We start from the raw sequence: 21,029 nt of genomic DNA on the forward strand, positions 1-21,029 counted from the left end.
AATAATAATTTAGTAATTTCGCAGTCGAAAAACAAAAATTCCAAAAACTAAAGAAATATGAAAAGAATCCTAACTCTAATGCTGATGCTGGCAATGGTTATAACCATTTCAGCAGAGAAAAAAGCCAAGTACGTGTTCTATTTTATCACAGACGGAACAGGTGTAAATACTGTGCTCGGTGCCGAGATGTATAATGCCGAAATGCAAGGCCGTATCGGTCGTGTACCATTCTGCATGACCTCATTTCCCATCGTAGGTGTAGCCTCTACATATTCTAACAATAGTGGAGTAACCGACTCTGCCGCTTCCGGTTCAGCTCTCGCCACAGGCGTGAAGACCGAGAATGGTGCTCTTGGTATGCGTCCCGACCTCAAGACACCCGTTACCTCTCTTGCCGTATGGGCAAAAGAAGCAGGAATGAAGGTTGGTGTGGCATCAAGTGTTACCATAAACCATGCTACGCCCGCAGCATTCTATGCCCATCAGCCCAAGCGCTCATTGTCCTATGACATTGCCAAGGATATGATTGCTACCGACCTCGATTTCTATGGCGGTTCAGCTGTTGAAAAGGCAGAAGATCCCAAGAATCATCCTGGTGCTCCCTGCATTTATAAAGAGATGGAGAAAGCAGGATATGCTGTAGCTTTTGGTATGGCAGACTATCAAAAAAAAGCCAAGAAAGCCAAGAAGATGTTGCTTGTTCAGGATCCAAAGCACCTGAATCCTGCCTCAGACATATACTCTCTCCCCTACGCTATTGATATTAAAGACGGCGAGATGACCATCGAAGACATTCTCCGCGCAGAAATTGAATTTCTGATGCGCGACAATAAGAACGGTTTCTTCTTGATGAATGAGATTGGCGGCAAGGTCGATTGGGCATGTCACGGACATGATGGCGCCACAGCATTTGCCGAGGTTGGTGCTGTAGATCGTTGCATCAAGATTGCCTATGAATTCTACAAGCAGCATCCCGACGAGACACTTATCGTGCTCACCGCAGACCACGAAACTGGCGGTTTAGTACTTGCCAACAACGGTCTCTATGCTTTGAACCTCAAAGCTCTGGGCAACCAAAAAGTAAGTATCGACGGATTCACACAGGTTCTCCGCGATCTCCGCAAGCAGACTTCCAATAAAGTAACATGGGAACAAGCCAAGCAAGCTCTGACCGACAACTTCGGTTTCTGGACTGCATTGGAACTCACTAAGGACGAAGAGGCATCTCTCCAAAAGGTATGGCATGAATCTTTCGAAGGCAAGGCAGAGGATGTGAAGAACGAATACACAGCCAATGAACCCCTTGCTGAAGAAGCCAGACACATCATCAACACCAAAGCTCTGATCTCATGGAGTACAAACGGTCACTCTGCAGGTCTCGTTCCTGTATATGCTATCGGTGTAGGTTCTGAGCAGTTCATGGGTCACAACGATAATGCCCAGATTCCTGTCAAGATTGCCAAGGCAGCTGGATACAATATTCCAGGATATCTGAAATAAGAGAAAATCACTTATCAGACTCCACCAATTGCAGAGTCGATAGATGATTGAAATACAATTCCCCAAACAACAATCCCAAGTGTCAAGCACTTGGGATTGTTAGTTAATGCAACCTAAAATAATATCAAACCGTGCGCTCGATGATTTCGAGACACATACGGCTATTGTGATAAGGACACTTCCAGAATCCGGCTTTGTCATCATCCAGATTCAAAGTACCATCTTTACGACGGCTCCAGTGCCACTCGCCATTTTCATTGTCTATAAGGTTCTCCTTAATATATGTCCAACAGTGTTGTGCTTTCTGCAAAGCAGACTCGTCACCGAAATACTGATAGATATTAAAGAAACCTACCACTGCTTCAGCCTGTACCCACCAATGGAGGTCGCTATCCACATAGCCAGTGTCGAGATTAGCTTCATGAACCATAGAACCATCGGCATTAAGTCCTTTCTCTGAAGCTTTCGCCACCATTTCAACGATGGGCTCCACCTTCTTCAATACTTCAGCATCACCCAATACAAGGGCTGCCTCATGAATAAGCCATGAGCATTCGATATCATGTCCATAACTCTCCAATGCTCCTGCACCTCGTTTCCAATCCATATCGAAGAAAAGATCGAGATGATGAGTTTCAGGATTGAGGATACGGTCTGTGAAGATATCTATCAGATTATGCAGAGAAGCCTTCAGCTCATCTGATTTCCATACGCGGTACAGATTGGTATAGGGTTCGATGATATGGAGATGGGTATTCTGCGACTTAGGATAGTTGGCATCAAGTTCCGACAAACGCATATCGGCAATCGGTTGCCAATCGCGTGTCATAGCCTCGATATAACCATTATATTCATGGTCGAGAGCATGTTCCTCAATGCATCGGTAGAGATCGATTGCCACTTTCAATGCCTCTGCATCACCTGTTGCACGTGCATACTCCGACATGCCGTAGATAGCAAACCCAATGGCATAAAACTGTTTCTTGGTATCAAGAGGTTTGCCGTTGCAGTCAAGACTCCAATATACGCCACCATATTCAGGATCAATAAAATAATCGATGATATAATGCTTAGCGCGACTGGCAGCCTCTAAATATGTTTTATCGCCCAACACACGATAGGCAGCAGAGAATGCCCATAGGATACGAGCATTAAGGATAGCCCCTTTCTCGGCATCGGCATGCAAATGTTCATGTCCGTCGATACGTCCATAGAATCCGCCATGCTCTTGGTCCACCATCTTGTCGAGCCAGAAGCGCAAGATGTTCTTCTGTAGAACATCCTGCATTTCTGTTTTCATTGTAGATACAATATTACTCATCGTTATTTCTTAATTGGGAATTTATACGCCAACAGCATCAGCAGCAAGGCGATTGCTGCGGGGAACAGAGAGAATAGCGACCATACCATTGTCAGCACCGAATCGGTAACAGAAGCTGGATCGATAATCGTATTGCCAAAATCGTCTGTAATCATATTGGCACCTGCCCAACCAAGCAACAGGGCAATCAGCGAACCAGAGATAGCCGTACCAAACTTCTGCGACATAGTACCTGACGAGAAGATCAGTCCTGTAGCCGAGGTTCCGAAGTGTTCTGTATGATAGTCCGCCACATCGGCATACATAGACCAAAGCAATGGTGAATAGATACCGATACCCATTGAAGTAAGGATCACCAGACCAACCATCACGCTGATATATGCAGGATCCATTGGTATGAAGAAGAATGCTACCGATGTAACCAGGCAGAATACCGCAGCCCAGAAGAATGCCATACGTTTTGATCCAACTTTCTTGGCAAACCAAGGAGCCACGCCACCGAATACCATACAGGTAACTTCACCGAATGCCATGAATACTGTGAAGTTGATAATCAGGTTATCGATGGTCACATTGCCATGCAGACAGTAGTCAAACATATATCCAGCTACTGCGTAACGGAATCCGTTGAAGAAGTTGGTACAAACAGCCATGGCAGTCATGTAGAGCCATGCCTTGTTGCGAACAAGGTCACCAAACTGTCCAAACGAGAATTTTTCAGCTCTTACTGGTTTCAGACGCTCTTTAGTAAGCAGTCCGCATGCCAGCGTCATGATGGCAGCAACTGCACCCAGTACAGCGCCAGTCACGGCATACTGATGTGCTACACTACCTCCAATCCATTTCTGGAGATAGGGAAACGAGAGCAGGGTGGCAAATCCCATGGCATACGCCCCAATCATGCGATAGGCAGAGAATTGGTTTTTCTCGTTGTCATCTTCTGTCATCACACCCAGCAACGATCCGTACGGTACATTGACCATGGTATAGATCGCCATCATCAACAGATAGAGGGTATAAGCATAGATGCGCTTACCCATATCGCCGAAATCAGGTGTAAAGAGCAGCAAGGCAAACACCAGTCCGAACGGAATAGCTCCGAAGATGAGCCAAGGGCGATAGGTGCCCCATCGTGACTGTGTTCTGTCGGCAAGACTTCCCATCAAGGGGTCTGTTACGACATCGAACATACGCGCTACGAGCATCAGCACAGCGGCATCAGCAAACGACAAACCGAACACATTGGTAAAGAACAACGGAAAGGCGATAGACATCACTTTCCATACTATGCCACCTGCAGCGGCATCGCCCAGTGCATATGCTATTTTTTCCTTAACACTTGCCATAAATAATAAGGTGTTTATTTGTTCAACGACTTGTTTTTAGCCACCAGTTTTTTGATGGTTTCCACACTAAACTGTGTGCGGTATCCGTCAGCAGGTGTGTTCATGCAGTAGTCCACCAAGCGATCGATGGTAGAAGTAGCCACATGCATGCGAGTATCGGAAGAAGCATAGTAGATGAACACTTTGCCATCTTCGTCGGCTATCCAACCATTGGTAAACACAACGTTCATCACGTCGCCAATATATTCCTCACCCTGTGGTACGAGCAGATATCCGCCTGGTTCTGCAATGACCTTTGTAGGATCTTCCAACGAAGTCATATACATATAGAGCACATAGCGCAGGCCGCTTGCACATCCACGTACACCATGGGCAAGATGCAACCATCCTTTATCGGTTTTGATGGGATGAGGACCTTCACCGTTCTTCACCTCCTGAATGGTGTGATAGTGGCGTGCGTTGATAATCTTCTCTTCTTTGATTTCTGCATGGGTGATGTCATCAACAAGTGCCCAACCGATGCCACCGCCTGAACCGGTATCGATGAATCCATCCTGCGGACGGGTGTAGAAAGCGTATTTACCCTCTACAAATTCCGGATGAAGCACCACATTACGCTGCTGACTCTTGGTTTTCAAGTCTGGCAGACGTTCCCAGTTGATCAGATCTTTGGTACGTGCGATGGCAGCCGTAGCAGTAGCAGCGCTAAGGTCGCCGGGCTGAGCATCGTCGTGACGCTCGGCACAGAATACGCCATATATCCATCCATCCTCATGGGCGGTAAGACGCATATCGTAGATATTGGTAGCGGGAATCACATCTTCAGGCATCGTGATAGGCTCATCCCAGAAGCGGAAGTTATCCACGCCATTGGGACTTTCTGCCACAGCGAAGAAGCTCTTGCGGTCTGCACCTTCCACGCGAACTACCAACAGATACTTGCCATTCCATTTGATGGCACCAGAATTGAGGGTAGCATTCATCATGATGCGCTGCATCAGATAGGGGTTATCCTTTTCGTTAAAGTCATAACGCCACTCCAACGGAGTATGTTCTGCAGTAAGAATAGGATTCTTCCAACGGTCATAGATACCGTTACCCCACTCTTCCATTTCATTTTTCTTGGTCAGCAGCGCCTCATGATGAGCACGCAGAACCTTTACTTTTTCGTCAAAATTGCTCATTTTGTTTTGATGATTTATTGTTTTATTATTATTTAATTTTCTTAATATCTTTCAGAAAGAGCGTATTCTCAGCCTCATAGAGTTTCTTAAAATCCTGTGCGCAAGGCAACGAGGGAGACGGTCCGAAATATTCTTCCTTATAGTTGCGCCAAAGCAAGAAGTAACTGATGGGATAGCGATCCATTACAGGTTTCAACACGCGCGTCCACCAAGTTGCATCAGGCATATTCTTCAGTCCACACTCAGTCATGGCAAGCAGTTTACCGTTGCGCTTAGCAAAGTCGCTGAGGAAATTGAGGTCGGCTGTAACCTGGCTTACGAAGTCGGCTTCTGTCCCCCACTGGTAAGCATCTTCACCAATCAGCGTCACTCTATCATTACCGGGATAACGCAGCAGGAATCGTTCTTCGGTCCATCCGCCATCAAGGTTTGGCGAATAGCTCCATAACAGATTGTCAAGTCCTCGACCGTTGAGATAGTCTTGCAACATATTCCAAAGTTGGCGATATTCGGTATCGGTACAGAGTTTCTGTCCCCACCAGAACCATGATCCGTTATTTTCATGCCATGGGCGGAAGATGATGGGTACGGGTTGTCCCTTCTTGGTCTTCAGGCTGACGAGGAAATCGCCTACGCGCTGCATCCATGTTTGGAATTTAGCATGACACTTCCCACCTGGCAATATGTTCTTTACTACCGTAGAATCAGTAACATCCCATGCTGTTCCTCCCGTAAGTGGGTTGCGTGGGTGCCAACTGATGGTAACAATACCTCCACGTTCGTAGTGAGCAATGAGTTCATCGTGTATACGAGTAAAAGGCACACTATCGAGATTTTTCTTGTCGTCCATCTCTATGCCTCCGAGATCAAATCCCATCAAGGCAGGATAGTCGCCTACGGTTTCAAGCACATCACTTCGGTTTTGTTCCCATTCCCATGTCACTCCATAGAAGGGATCATCCTGATGTGCCATCATGTAACCTTTGGGTTGCAAGAGGCGCAACCGCTGTTCCAGTTGTTTGCCGCCATCAATTGTCTTCTTTGCCATGATTTGTAGTGGGCAACCTGCCAACATCAAGGCAGCCATGGCTATCATTGTCATCATCTTCATGGTTTGATATTCATTTGAGTGAGCAACCAGTTTTCCCATTCATCCCATTGTTCCTGATACCAGAAATGGGCTGTCTGCTGATAAGGCGTGATAGACTTCGGACCTTTCACTATATTATAGGTCGCCCATGCTGTAGTGGGTGGCACTACATCATCATTATATCCAAAGGAGAACCATCCGGTTTGTGCATTGGTGATGCGGCGTGCGAAGTTCACTCCGTCGTAATAGCGTGAAGTCTCGATTTGTTTCTCCATTCCCTTGCCTTTGTTCCAATAGAAATAGTGGGGCCATCCGCAAGCCACGCCTTTCAGCGAAGCGGTATGGTCGCAAAGTGCTGCATGCACGGGAGCGTAGAATGTGATGCGGCGATCGAGTCCGGCTGTTGCCAGCGAGAGGAATCCGCCCTGGCTTGAACCAGTCACACCCAGTTCTTTGCCGTTCCATGGTGTGTATTGTTCGATATAGTCGAGTGCACGAATACATCCCAACACCACATGTTTATAGTAGCTCTTATCGCGATTGTCCATGCCAAATTCCCAATATCCGTTGAGTGCACCCTGTCCGAGGTCGTCATAAACAGACTGCTGCATGGTAACGGGAATGCCATGAATACCTATTTCGAGCGTCACGGCACCTTTCGATGCGGTATAGATGTCGCCACCATAGGGGCGCACACCTGCACCAGGCACACGGAGCAAAGCGGGATACTTACCCGGCTTTACGGGTTCACAGAGGATGCCATAAGTGCGTGATCCCCAGCGCACATTCTGGAAGCTCACTTCATAGACGTTAACGTCTTTGGTGCAACGTTCTGGCAATAGGCGCTTGGTAGGATTGAGGTCTGTATGGCGTGCTTCGCTAATGGCATTCTGCCAGAACTGGTCGAAATCGGCAGGATTGACCGTTGTAGGTTTCAACTGTTCGGGTGAGAAGGCTGCTGCACATGCGCCTTTATATTCCTTACCTCCGATAGTGGTCTTCACATCCACGCGGTAGAATCCGGGTTTGGTCATCTTGCCCTTCACGGTCAAGGTACCGTCTTTAAGCACCACGGCGGTTTTCTTCACATCTTGATACATCTCCGGCCCTGCCTCATAGTCGATAACGGCTCCGGCAAGGGGTGTTGCCGATTTGGTAACAGAGATACGGAAAGTTGCAGTCTCTCCTACTTTGTAGGTCCAATCCTGATGATCGGGCACTACGTTGACCTGGATATTGTAGCCTCTGATTTGGGCTGCCACAGGCAGCACGCAGACAGTAGCCAGCAATAGCAGGAGTGTCTTCATAAAATGTTTCATGTTCTTAGTATTTGGACTTTTGTTGTATTATCTTAATGGTTCGTGGGGAGTGTCACGACATTACTGTCGCTCATAGCGCTCTTCCACCAAGCATCGCTACACATGGTGTCTGTAGAACCTTGCTTGCCTTGGTACCACACCATGAAATGTCCCCATTTGGCACCAGCAGTCCAGCAGTTGCCGATATTTCCCTGCTCGCCATTTTCACTCTTACCACATTCACCCAGTACGATCATCTTGGTGGGATAGGCAGCTTGCAGTTCGGTAAATTCCTGTTTGTTTTTCTCCACACTATAGCCATAGAGGTCGCGTGCCACCATATCTACATATTGGTCACCGGGATACCAGTCGTTATCTTGGTTGTACTGTGTGGCGTCGCCGTTAAAGTTTTGCGAGGTCCATATCCAGATCAGGTTTTTCACTCCTTTCTGTTTGAAATAGTCGAACATAGCTATCCAGAGTTTTTTATAGTTGGCAGATCCTTCTGCACCCCACCAGAACCAGGCTTTGCCCCAGCTGGCACCAGATTTCAAGGTAGCATTTCCTGCACCTTCATGGAATGGGCGCCATGTCGCAGCAATTCCTGCATCTTGCAGTTTCAACAAGACAGCCGCCACTTTATCCATTTCTTGATAGAACCACTTGTTTTCCCACGTGCCTTCTTTCAGCGCATTAGAGGCATTGAACGTGGTTTTTGTAGGATCACAAGTCACACCAGAACCATCCATCTTGACTTCTGTATTCTCACTTGTAGGCACATTGAAATGCCACATCAACTGAACAATACCGCCTTTGTCTGCCCAATTCTTTACGGGAGTAATGTCGTTATAATTAATCCATCCGTTACTACCCTGATTAGGCACATAGATATGGATAAAGTCGAAACAGTTCATGGCGGGATATTTACCTGTCAGCGCCTTGACCTTATCGGCAATTTTTGTATTCCAGTTCACATCAGCCATCACACTACTAATCACCTTTTTGCCATACAGACCCAGGAAATAATCATAGAGATCTTTTACCTGTTGGGTTTGTCCTGCCACGAGAGTCTTTGTGATGTTGACTGCGGGAGTTTTGTAGGTTGTGAAACTGAAACTGTAGGCTGCAGTAGTATTTTTCACCAATCCGGCAGGAATGGTTATAGCTACAGTAGTGCCCTCATCGGGGCAATTAGCTTTGATAGTGAGTGTACGTGCAGAACTCTTCAGACTCTTTACCGTACCGCCGGCAATCTGTACTTTGGCAACATCAGTAGAAGTCAGCGTGATGTTCTGGTCATATTTCACATCGATAGTCACATCACCCACAGCAATATCTTTTGCACCATTTGCAGGTGTGACCGATACCACATTAGGAACTGTTGGTTGATTACCACCACCGACATCATTAGGATCGTCACCACCACATCCCACTGCCAATACAGCAGCAGCAAACATCATTAGAAGTTTTGAAATTTTCATGATTTATATTCTCGTTTTATGTATTTCGTAATATTCGACTGCAAAGTTAGTGGTTTTTTCTGAAATAGACCGATACTTTAATGACTAACTCACGTACTATTACTTTTATCTTTCAGATTACACAATTCAACCTTGTTATCAACTGAATTTAAGTACCATTCTTCACATGCCTCATCCCGAATCCATCCCGAAAGCATCCCGAAGAAAAAAGTATCATTACACCTATTATTTTTCAGATTTATGAAGTGGTAAGCGTGATAAAGACTGAACTCAAAATCACATAAAAGAAATTTAGTTTTTAAAAAATTTCTGTACGCGAATACCTCAAAATCAAGAAGAGGCGCATCCTCGTCGGATGCGCCTCTCAAAGTAGGAATCAATTATAGATTTGTTAGGGGAGAATGCAAATCTTCTTCACGCCGCCCAGGTCACCCTGAATCCAGAAGCCACCACCATTGAGGCCTTCCATCATAGCGTCGTCAAATTCTTGTTCAAGTACATCCAAAGAAGGATTCCAGTCTGCAATAGTATAAATTGCTGACCAAGCGGAATTGTTGATCTGTACCTGTCCCTTGACGGTAGGATCTTTATAGATGATCAGCTTAGAGCCTTTCTTCACACCAAGTCCAAGGAGGAAGTCTTTGGTCAAATTGATCTGACCATCAGCATTCCATTGGAAGCTGAAAGGATAAGTAATGTCTTTACCTGAATTGGTCTTTACCTGTCCGGCAATATCAACCTCAAGAGAGATCTTGTAATCCACAGTAACTTTAGTAACGGTAGTATTGTCGTTACCGCCACAGATAGCCAGACCTTTCTCCTTCAGAATCTTCAGATTCTCTGCGTCAAGTACAATCTTAACTTCCAGGTTATCGAATGATCCATTCCAATAAGCATTACCCATCTCGTCAGATGGAACGTAAGTCTTGTTGAAAGCAAAGCCCCCCTCAGTCTTCATAGCGTAATCATGAGTCCAACCAATACCAATGAAGGCGAGCTGAGTCCAAGCATTAGAAGAATTATCTACGGTATAGGTAACAGTCATGATAGCATCAGCAGGAATGTCAGCAAACTTTTCTGCAGGAATCTTGACCATACCATCACCCCAATTCAGGAATACCATTCCAGAGAACAACTTGAGAGTTACCTCTGTTGCAGGAATAATAGTGATGTTATATACAATCTCACCATTTGAAGAAATCAACTTAACCTTTGCCTGAGCAGGAGTTGTTTCGGGGATACCGATAATAAGTTTCTCACCGCTTACGATATACTGGCATGCAACGCCATTAATCTCAACACCGGTAAGTTTATCGACATTCTTCACTTTCAAAGTCATGGTCTCACCTGCCTTAACCTCATCTTCTGCACCAGGAAGTTCAACTGCATAACAGAATACAGCCTCGTTTACAGTAAGTGCAGGAGCATTTACAGTAACACCATTGGCAAGTTTCATCACAGGAGTACCAGTTTTGGCTTCCATAGGAAGTTTGATGCTCAGAGTAGTACCATCAGCAGAAACTGCATCTTTCTCTACGGTTGCTTCAGCACCACCGAAGTCAACGCTCTTCACGAGGTCAAGGTCGGTACCGATAATCTGGATAGTAGAACCAGCACTTGCAGGATTAGCGTTGTAACCTGTTGCGGTTGGCTTAACGAGAGTGAATTCAACTTCTACTTTCTGACCATTTGCCATCACGAGGCGGAGCTTGCCTTCGGTAGCTGTTTCAGGAACGGCTGTCACAACAACCTTATCGGCAGCTACGCTGATAGCTTCGCCAGACAGAGCGTCAGCATTGTCAAACTCTACTGCTGTTACCAGATCCATATCCTTACCAGAGATGGTCAGCGCAGCACCAGCCTTTACAGGAGCAGGAGCAGCTACACAGTCAGAAGGCTTAACAGTTTCAACCATAGCAGCAGGTACCTCTACGTCTGATTTGCAGACGAGATCGATAGCGCCATCGGGAGCTTCAGCAGGCAGCACGAACGAGAGGCTCTTGCCATCTTCAGCAATAGTGACTTCGGTAATCTCGACACCACCAACCTTAACGGCTTTGATCAGCTGCATATAGTCACCAGTAACGGTTACGGTTTCACCAGCCTTGGCAGTAATAGTACCTTCAGCATCAACCTCGTTGCGTCCCTTTACCTTAGCAACGGTAGGAGTACCAACGATGAGACGGTCGTCGCTCAATACAATCTGATAGTCGAGTTTTGCAGCATCGCCCACGGTAAGGTCGGCGGTGTAGAACTGCAGTTTACCAGTCTTGGCATCCTCAGGAACCTTCACCTTGATGGTGTAGCGGTCGTGCTGGAGGAAGTCTTTTTCGCTGACAACCACGTTGTCGGCAAAAGCCATAGAGTGAATCAGGTTGAGATAACCATCCTCGTCACCCTTGATTTCAATCACATCGCCAGGCATTGCCGATGGAGTGATGCTCTTGATAACGATACCCTCAGTATAGGTCAGTGTAGATTTGGTAGTAATCTCCTGGTCGTTGTTTGCCACAAGTACTACATTACCTACCTCTGGACCATCGTGAGGAACGGTTACACGAATTTCACTGGGAACACCAGCCTTCACCACTTCGATAGTGGTAATAGCATCAACACCAGGAATGCGTACTTCGCGAATCTGGTCGAGGTTGCTACCGATGAAGCGCAACTGACCGCCACGCATCACAGGAGAAGGACCGAAAGCATTGAGCGACACACCACCTTGATACTGGTTGGTGTCTAAATCGTCGTTGCTGCACGCTGCCAGTGACAGCCCCATAAGGGCCATCACCAACAGGGTGAATATGTTATTGATCTTTTTCATAATATCCTTTTAGTTATTGATGTGTTATTTGTTAGGAACCACACGGAGGTTGTCGTAACGGAAGATCGGGGTACACTTCGTGCCCTGAACACCACCGTTGATAGGCCACATGATGAAGCTATCGAAACTTGAGATGCTCATTGGAGACGGAGCTTTGGTACCATCGTCGTTATAAACGAACTCGGTGAGAGGAATAGTTACTGTGATCCACTCATCGCCAGTATCGAACGAACCAGTTGACTTCCAAGGATTGTAGAGTGCACGAGGCAGGTCCTTACCACCATCAGCAGAAGTATGGATGTAAGTATTGTTCTGCCAAGAGTCGTTAGCACAGAGCTTATTGTTCACAAAGAGAATCTGGAGTGCACCGGCAGACCAAGGATTGCTTGATGGGATGTAAAGCTCAAACTTGAACGACATATTCTCCCAGTCAGAGAAGTCGATGATGTTGCGCAGAGGCACACCGGCACCTTCCTTGATGCTCATAGGATCTCCGTTCCAGTTACCACACCAGAATGGGAGTTTCAATCCTTCAACCCATCCACCTTCTGTTTCAACAGGACCTAACTGACAGTAAGCACCGCTAATACCACCTTCGGTAGAGTATTTAGCATCAATGTTCCATCCCTGAGGTATAACACCCTTAGGACCTGCATTGTTAGGACCGTCAAAGTCGGTAATGATGTTACGGCTGTCAGCATAATAGAATGATGAATTTCCTTCACCGTAAATGGTAGAAACCTTGATGCGACCTTCTTTTGCTCCCTCTGGAACGATGAATGAGATAGAAGACTGAGTAATCTTCTTGATATTCTCACGAGGAACTTCAAGATTCATTGAGTTGTCGATACCTGTGAAGGTCAGAGTCAGTGGCTGGTTGGGGTCATCTACAAAGTACTGACCGTTGATCTGAGCCAATTCACCTACGTGAACATATTCACACTTCATTGAAGTTACAGCAGGTTCTGGCACCATCACCTTGAAATCGTATGTAGTGGTATCCTGACTCTTGTTGACCATATAGATCTTACCAGTGTTGCTGGCAGGAATCTGGTTTGGAATAGTTACCAACATGGTATGGTCTGTGATATAACTGGTGTTGAGCACAGCCTTCACATCATTGAAATACATTTCCTTGATGCTGGTCAGGTTGTTACCGACAATACAGATACCCGAACCGGTGTATGCCGAAGTCAGCAAAGAGTCCTTTGCGGCAACATCCTGTGGGCGGATATAACTGATCGTAGGATTACCATCGGTCAGTTCGAATTTATCTGGCTCATCTTCACAAGCGGTGAAACCCAAACCCAGGGTCACAACGCCAATTGCAAGGAGAAACCGTTTCATATTTCTTTTCATAATATCTTTCTGTTTCTTAAATTACACATTAATAAGAATAGGTTGCACGGATGTCAACATGTACACTTGGAGATCCAGTAGCCAAATTCGGGTTCAGAGCAACGTCCTCTGATGGGAATGGCAGTGTGAAGCTGTTGGCTGTCACATTGGGAACTTCTGTATCATAGTCATATTCAACCTGTCCGTCGGTAGTGGTGAGGTTCCATGTACCAGACTTGTAGTATGCCTTATACAAAGGATCGCAGTTCCAGAGACGGTTACGGTGCTGAGCCTTAAGTTCGGCAATACAGCTGTTTACATCATAGTATGCACGACGTACGAAATCATACCAACGGTCGCCTTCACCAGCAAACTCCAGACGACGCTCCTTCCAGATCATGTCGAAGTTGAGCGAAGTAACGGCAACGGCAGTAGGAATAGCACGCTGATGAACAGCATTGAAAGCATCAAGAGCTGATTGCTCACTGCCACGACCCAGCAGCGTCATAGCCTCAGCGTGGATGAGATATACATCAGAGAGGCGGAGAATATGGGTTGCAAGAGCTGATGCCATACGTCCGTCGGCAATACCCATTTCAGCCTGGTGGTCTGCTGCATCACCGTAGAGATGCTTCACGTTGTTAGAACCGCAAGGACCTTCGAGCTGCTCTGTTGCAGAAGCATTGTATGACTTGTCATAGATGAATTTAAGATAGTCGAAACCACCCTTGTCGCGCCAGAAATAAGCGTACTTATCGCCAGCAATCATCATGGTAGCCTTACGACGGGTGTCGATATCGGCACGGCTTGCCGGGCTCTGCCACTCTACCAGACGAGAATCCTTGCCTGTGCCATCAATCTTGATGACACCGAAAGCTTCCATCAGGTCGGTAGAAGGACCACCCCAGCCTCCCCATACAGAACCAACCTCACACATGCCTTCGATACCAAGGTCAGATTGCAATGTGTTCTGGCTAGTCCAGTGTGCACCAACAGTCCAACGCCAAGCAATCAAGCTTTCAGGGCAAGTGTTGTTGGAACCACGGAAGATGTCTTCATAGTTGTCCATGAGTTTACGACCGGAGTTATCGATCACGTCTTTTGCATAGTCTGCAGCTTTCTGCAAGTCTTCGTTGTTGAGCGAACCACTCACACCAGCCTTGGTCAGATAAACCTTTGACAGAAGACCTTCTGCGCAGTAGTAGTCGATACGACCTGGATCAGATGATTTGGGCAACAGCTCCATAGCCTTCTCCAAAGTAAGGATGATATACTCATAGACGTCAGCTTTCTCCACTTTCGACAATTCATTGTATTTGCCAGATGCCAACATGGCAGAGTTGTCGTGAATGATGGGGACATCGCCGAAGGTACGAACGAGGTAGAAGTAAGCCATGGCTTTCCATGTCAGACACTCTCCCATGCACTGGTTCTTTACTTCCTGTGAAGCAGAGGCACCTTTCAGAGACTCATATACTGTTGAGCAGTGACCAATCTCAGCCCACAGTGAATATGACATATTGACGAGGTCCTGGTCAGTACCGTTTACTGAGAAGTTGAGGTAAGGAGAATTTCCCCAGTACATATTGCCAGAGAACACCTCACCCACCTTGATGAAACCACGTTGGAAGTCATACCAGGGAGAGTTGTAGAGATAGTTCACACCGGCAATACATGCTTTATCAGAACCATAGAAGTTTTCGGTGTTGTAGTTATCCTCCGTAGGACGATCGAGGAAGTCCTCACAAGAGGTTGTCAGGAACGATGCGGTGATCAAAGCACCGATTCCCAAAACATTTTTCAAAGATATATTAAAATTCATATTGTGTTCTGTTTAGGAGTTATCAGAATGAAACATTAAGACCGAAGGTCCATGATGTTGGTGAAGGATAACGACCATTATCAAGACCAAACACATTGGCACTGGTAGTAGAAGCACCAACTTCAGGATCGTAACCGTCGTAACCGGTGATAGTGAAGAGGTTGGTAGCAGAGATAGTGGCACGAACGTTTTCGAGTCCAATCTTACCTACGAGTTTCTTATCGAAGGTATAGCTGAGGCTGATGTTCTTCAGGCGAAGGTATGAACCGTCCTGAATGAAGCGTGAGCTCCAAGCGTCGTTGTCGTTCGGGTCGTTGATAGAAGCGCGTGGGTAACCACCGTTTCCTGTAGCAACCACATTAGCAATGTTGTTGTACCAACCATCGGCATAAACGCCATCGGCAGGAGTCAGACGAACACGACCGTTGACGTCGGTCAGCTGGTTGGTCCATGCAGAGTTCATGTGAGTAAGCTTCATCTTGTTGTAGTTACCGACCTTGTTGCCTACAGAACCATTGATGAATACGGTCAGATCCCACTGCTTGTAGTGGAATGTATTGTTCCAACCAAAGGTGAAGTCGGGCAGCGGAGAACCGATATTTGTCTTATCCTTTTCGTCGATAACACCGTCATGGTTCACATCTTTATATTTAATATCACCTACGAATGTGGTGTTGCGTGAGTTATACTTGGTAGGATCGGTGCTCCATTCAGCCTTGGTCACATTACCGTTTTCGTCACGTTCTACAGTAACAGGGTTGTTTGACTGCAGGGTGTTAACAGGTGAGTTGAGCAAATCTTCAAACGAAGTATAAACGCCTTCAACCTCATAACCATAGAAGTTGTAGAGTGATTCGCCAACTACTGAACGTGCAACGACGTCAGTCCACTGTCCATAACCAAGGAGAGCGGTTGAGTTAGAGAGACTCTTCAGTTTGTTCTTGTTGAAAGAAATCTGGAAGTCTGAACCCCAAGAGAAGTTCTTGGTTTCGATAGGACGGGTATTGAGGGCGATTTCAAGACCTTTGTTCTCGATGTCACCATAGTTTCCGTAAGGTGCAGCAAGTGCTGAAGAACCGTTACCTGATGTTCCCATGAATGAAGGAAGAATCAGCTGCATCAGCATGTCTGAAGACTTCTTGTTATAATAATCGACAACGAGGTTGACGCGGTTGTTGAAGAAACCGAGGTCAAGACCGATGTTCCACTGTTCCTGAGTTTCCCATTTGATGTCCAAGTTCTTGATGTTAGCAGGACGATAGCTGGTGCCGAGACCTGTTTCCATTACTGACATGGCAGATCCCCATTTGTAACCACCGATATTTGAGTTACCGGTCTGACCCCAACCGAGACGAAGCTTACCATTGGACAGCCATTTCACATCCTTCATAAACTTCTCGTTGGTGAAGCGCCATGCAGTAGCCAAAGAGTGGAAGCCTGCCCAACGCTTGTTAGGACCGAAGTTTGAAGAACCGTCGTAACGATAGGTGTAAGTAGCGAGGTAACGGTCATCGTAGTTATAGGTTTCACGAGTGAAGAATGAAGCCATGGCAGTAGAACCGAATCCGCTACCAATCTGAGGATCACCTGTACCAAGAGATGGATTGTGTACAACATCGCTGGGAAGAGCGGTGTTGAATACAGATAGGTAGTCATACTTCGACTCCCATGCTTCCTGACCGACCATGGCGGTGAAGCTATGTTTGCCGATAGAACCATTATAGGTCAGATAGTTCTTGAAGGTCCAGTAGGTGTTGGAGTTCTTCTGTGAACGTGCCTCGTTCTGCTCTACGTTGTAGTTTCCGAGATGCATAGTGGGGTTGAAAGTCTCACCATGAGTCCATCCGAGATCCCAACCAAATTCAGTATGCCAGGTCACGTTCTTAATAGGTGTTACATCGAAGAAGATGTTACCATTCAGTTTCTGACGTTTCAAAGTAATATCGTTGAGCAGCGCCATAGCGATTGGGTTGGGGCTGGTGAATCCCTCTTTGCTCACTGATGAGTATCCGCCATCGATATTATAAATCTGAATATCAGGAGGTGTGGTCAGCGAATACATGATAATACCCTCTTCACCGTCAGCTTTCAACAGATCTTCATCGGTCTGGCTGTAGGCAACGTTAACACCCATCTTCAACCATGTCTTCAGCTGGGCGTCGATATTGGCACGAAGTGAAATACGCTTAAAGTCAGAACCGATGATAGTTCCTTCCTGGTTCATGTAACCAGCGCTGACATAGTACTTCATCTTATCAGTACCACCCTGAGCACCAATCTGATGCTGGTGCTGGAAAGCAGTGCGGAACACAGCATCCTGCCAGTTGGTACCCTTACCGAGTACTGAAGGATCAGAATATGCAGGGTCTGCCTTTGTGATTTCTCCCTGAGCAACAAGGTCGTTGTAATACTCTGCAAACTCGCGGAGGTTCATCATGTCAAGGCGTTTGGTCTGACGTGACCATGTGGTAGAACCATCATAGGTGAACTTAGCTTCACCGGCTTTACCACGCTTGGTTGTGATGAGCACAACACCGTTGGCACCTTGGGCACCATAGATGGCGGTTGCAGAAGCATCCTTCAACACTTCCATGCTTACGATATCGCTGGGGTTGATGGTTGACAATGGCGAAATGGTTGAAACCGAACCGTTACCGAGCTTATCGCCCAATCCGTAGTCGGCACCAGACTGACCTCCTGACTGGAAGATCACACCGTCAACAACATATAGAGGTTCTGCACCGGCGTTAATGGTAGCTTGACCACGCACGCGAATAGAAGAGGCAGAACCAGGAGCACCTGAAGTCTGTACGGCGGTCACACCAGTAACACGACCGGCAAAAGCCTGGTCGATATTGGTAACATTTGCATTCTTAAGTGCTTTTTCGTCCATGGTAAACGAAGCACCGGCAAGGTCGCTTTTCTTCATCGTACCGTAACCAACGACTACGACTTCATCAAGCATTTTTTTGTCTTCCTCCAGCGTAATGCTATAAGAGGTTTTGCTGTCAACCTTCACTTCCTTGGTAATGTAACCGATGTAGGAAATGACGAGGGTCTGACCTGGGTTAACGTTGAGTGAGAATTTACCGTCGAAATCGGTAGCAACACCATTCGATGTGCCTTTCACCACTACACTTGCACCAATCACAGGACCCATAGCATCGCTAACAGTACCCGTGATCTTCTTGGACTGTTGAACTGCCTGTACCGATGCTTCGGCATGAGCAGCCATAACTGGCGAATACGCGCCCAACAGTGAGCACGCACCCATCAACAGCGCAGTCTTTCTGATTTTTTGATTCATACTTTTAGGTATTTTCTTTAATAAAAATGAATTAACATCGTGTTAGTAAATTGTTGAGAATCATATTCTCTTGTCGTAGCCAAGTCCACCGGACCCGCATACGCTGGAGTATCATTTTGGTCTTTCTGCTGTAATTATTTTAGGATATTTAATATTTATTTTTTATTTCTTTAAGTTTTCAATGTACGGTAGTGATATCAAATCACGTTGCAAAATTAGCATATAAAAACGAGATTTGATAATATTATAATGCTTAAATATAATACTATTTCACCACTATGTTAAAAAACACCAAATAATTAACAAACGATTGCACAGTGTTAAGGCGCACAACTAATAAGTGTATTTTTACCACTATATAATTACACAATTTACACTTTAAGTGGTTTTCGACAGCTGCAAAAACATATCTTATAAATAATACTATTTTTCACACACGATATTTGGTCAGTTGGAAGATTATGCGTACTTTTGCGCTCAAAACCCAAACTATCATAAAATGAAGAAATATCTATTGATGACGTTGGCATCTGCACTGATTCTGTCAGCATGCGGACCCAAGAAGGCAAGCGACCCCTTAGCAGACTCAGGTCGTACACAGCGCACGGAGAATCTGCTGACCAATCTGATGGCGTATGGTGACAGTGGCGTCTATATGTTCGGACACCATGACGATACCGTCTATGGTATCGGATGGAAAGGGGACTCTGCCCGATCCGATATACATAGCGTATGCAACGATTATCCGGGGCTGTTGAGTTTCGACCTTGGACATATTGAACTGGGCGACTCGGTCAATCTCGACGGTGTTCCCTTTGATCGCATGCGCCAAGAAATCTTCACCCATTTCAACCGTGGTGGCGTAATTACATTATCGTGGCATCTGAACAATCCGCTCTCTGGTGGTACTGCATGGGTTGCCGACTCACTGAAGAACGTCGAAACCAAGACTGTGGCTTCGGTATTGGAAGGTGGACAGAAGCATGAGATGTTCTTAGGATGGATTGATAAAGTGGCTGACTTCCTCAACTCACTGGAAACACCATACGGCGTGAAAGTACCGGTTATCTTCCGCCCATGGCATGAGCATACCGGTTCATGGTTCTGGTGGGGACAGGAACATTGCACCGCTGCACAGTATAAAGCGTTGTGGAAAATGACCACCGACCGACTGAAAGACAAAGGAGTGGTAAATGCACTCTATGCTTATTCACCTGGCACAGAAATGGATGGCAATGAATCCAAATATCTGGAACGCTATCCTGGCGACGACATCATAGATGTCATGGGACTGGACTGTTACTGCTCCTCACCTGAGGCTGACACCGTAAAGATTGCCGGTTATGCTGCACAGTTGGATAAGAACCTTGCCACAGTATGTGCCGTTGCCAAGAAACACCACAAGGCTGCTGCTCTTACTGAAACCGGCTACGAGGGAATAAAGACTGCAGACTGGTGGACCAAGACATTACAACCGGTGCTCGACAAGCACCCCATCTGCTACGTACTGGTATGGCGCAATGCTTACGACAACCCACAGCATTACTTTGCTCCGTTCCCCGGTCAGATTTCCACTACCGATTTCGTGACGTTCGTCAACAACAAACATGTGCTGATGCGTAGCGATGTGAACAACATCTACTTTGTGAAAAAGAAAGAATAAGGCGACTTTCATACGTCCCTCTGCAACAAAGCCATCGTATGGTTCAATTCTGTCCCATGCGATGGTTTTGTTTTTTCTTTTGATTAAACTTACTATCTCACTTCTGCGGTAGGTTCCTTTTCTGACCGTAGTATCTCCCATCATTATCCTATTCCGCTCGTATATTGATTGGGATTTACTTGGGACTCATTTGGGATTCATTCGGGATTCATTCGGGACTCATTCGGGATTCATTCGGGACTCATCACACACATGAATAAATGGAATTATGGGACAATAGCGACGCAAAGCGACAACACTATGTAATAAAACCATACCAAAACTAAAGTCGTTACGCCATTACAGTATTACAGTATTACAGTTTTCAAAAACGATTTTTGATGCTCAACGAATAGATTTTTATGATTTTCAAGCGGTAAACAGGCTATAAATCCATATTTTTTTGCTTTTCGAAAACTGTAATACTGTAATACTGTAATATTGTAACAATCACTGCGCAATACACAAGTAAACATTTTTCCAAGAGAGCACATCTGATTATGAAGGTTTATATCACATCAAAGAAACCATACCTAAAACAAATACACTGAATTTGCTATAAATTCAGTGTATTTGCTTGTATGATCAGCACAATGGCTGAGTATAGTCAGTGTGTCTGCTCAGTAAGCGCGGTGGCTATACTGTTTCTGCTTGGTAGCCACATCTGCGAAGCCACCTGCTTGGCAGTTTGTCCGCTAAAACGCCCTTCCTTCTTGCTCTTAGCCTGCACGTCGGCCATAGTACTCCATACAAGTGCAAGTACTACGAGGATAAAGAGAATTCGTTTGCTCATATCATTTATCGATTATTACAAAT

The 21,029-nt window shown here is 46.0% G+C and carries 13 protein-coding genes; 2 read left to right on the forward strand and 11 right to left on the reverse strand.

Annotation, left to right across the window (positions count from 1 at the left end; genetic code table 11):
- Positions 1–57 precede the first annotated feature (57 nt).
- A complete protein-coding gene (locus CIK93_RS12210; protein WP_094447510.1) occupies positions 58–1,500 on the forward strand; it encodes an alkaline phosphatase in 1,443 nt (480 codons plus the stop codon).
- 124 nt (positions 1,501–1,624) lie between these two features.
- On the opposite strand, the gene CIK93_RS12215 is transcribed toward CIK93_RS12210, so the two are convergent.
- The 10 genes from CIK93_RS12215 to CIK93_RS12265 form a co-directional block, all read right to left on the reverse strand.
- Positions 1,625–2,821, reverse strand: a complete 1,197-nt coding sequence (locus CIK93_RS12215) for an AGE family epimerase/isomerase (protein ID WP_094447511.1) — start codon at positions 2,819–2,821, stop codon at positions 1,625–1,627.
- Positions 2,822–2,823: 2 nt separating this feature from the next.
- Positions 2,824–4,167: an MFS transporter gene (locus tag CIK93_RS12220; RefSeq protein ID WP_094390714.1), complete on the reverse strand. Its 1,344-nt coding sequence runs from the start codon at positions 4,165–4,167 to the stop codon at positions 2,824–2,826.
- Between the two features lie 14 nt (positions 4,168–4,181).
- The gene (locus CIK93_RS12225; protein WP_094390715.1) at positions 4,182–5,351 is read right to left on the reverse strand and encodes a glycosidase; all 1,170 of its coding nucleotides are present in this window, start codon (positions 5,349–5,351) and stop codon (positions 4,182–4,184) included.
- Positions 5,352–5,379: 28 nt separating this feature from the next.
- Entirely contained in the window at positions 5,380–6,462 is a 1,083-nt protein-coding gene (locus tag CIK93_RS12230; protein ID WP_158215520.1) for a glycoside hydrolase family 26 protein, read from the reverse strand.
- The gene (locus tag CIK93_RS12235; protein ID WP_094435814.1) at positions 6,459–7,748 is read right to left on the reverse strand and encodes an acetylxylan esterase; all 1,290 of its coding nucleotides are present in this window, start codon (positions 7,746–7,748) and stop codon (positions 6,459–6,461) included. The genes CIK93_RS12230 and CIK93_RS12235 overlap by 4 nt, the downstream gene beginning before the upstream one ends.
- A 44-nt stretch (positions 7,749–7,792) precedes the next feature.
- Positions 7,793–9,220 carry a glycosyl hydrolase gene (locus tag CIK93_RS12240; RefSeq protein ID WP_144007571.1) on the reverse strand — a complete coding sequence of 476 codons (1,428 nt, stop codon included), beginning with the start codon at positions 9,218–9,220 and terminating at the stop codon, positions 7,793–7,795.
- A 391-nt stretch (positions 9,221–9,611) separates the two neighbouring features.
- A complete protein-coding gene (locus CIK93_RS12250; protein ID WP_094447514.1) occupies positions 9,612–12,044 on the reverse strand; it encodes a hypothetical protein in 2,433 nt (810 codons plus the stop codon).
- Positions 12,045–12,068: 24 nt separating this feature from the next.
- Positions 12,069–13,391 carry a glycan-binding surface protein gene (locus tag CIK93_RS12255; RefSeq protein ID WP_094390718.1) on the reverse strand — a complete coding sequence of 441 codons (1,323 nt, stop codon included), beginning with the start codon at positions 13,389–13,391 and terminating at the stop codon, positions 12,069–12,071.
- A 40-nt stretch (positions 13,392–13,431) separates the two neighbouring features.
- The gene (locus tag CIK93_RS12260; RefSeq protein ID WP_094435786.1) at positions 13,432–15,204 is read right to left on the reverse strand and encodes a RagB/SusD family nutrient uptake outer membrane protein; all 1,773 of its coding nucleotides are present in this window, start codon (positions 15,202–15,204) and stop codon (positions 13,432–13,434) included.
- A 22-nt stretch (positions 15,205–15,226) separates the two neighbouring features.
- Positions 15,227–18,511, reverse strand: a complete 3,285-nt coding sequence (locus tag CIK93_RS12265) for a TonB-dependent receptor (protein ID WP_094447516.1) — start codon at positions 18,509–18,511, stop codon at positions 15,227–15,229.
- 499 nt (positions 18,512–19,010) lie between these two features.
- Between CIK93_RS12265 and CIK93_RS12270 the strand changes: the two genes are divergently transcribed.
- Positions 19,011–20,174, forward strand: coding sequence for a glycoside hydrolase family 26 protein (locus CIK93_RS12270; protein ID WP_254046349.1), 1,164 nt, complete (start codon positions 19,011–19,013; stop codon positions 20,172–20,174).
- 646 nt (positions 20,175–20,820) lie between these two features.
- On the opposite strand, the gene CIK93_RS12275 is transcribed toward CIK93_RS12270, so the two are convergent.
- On the reverse strand, positions 20,821–21,006 hold the full coding sequence (locus CIK93_RS12275) for a hypothetical protein (RefSeq protein ID WP_094447517.1): 186 nt from the start codon (positions 21,004–21,006) through the stop codon (positions 20,821–20,823).
- Positions 21,007–21,029 lie beyond the last annotated feature (23 nt).

The sequence above is a fragment of the Prevotella sp. P3-92 genome (assembly GCF_002251205.1).
Lineage (GTDB): Bacteria > Bacteroidota > Bacteroidia > Bacteroidales > Bacteroidaceae > Prevotella.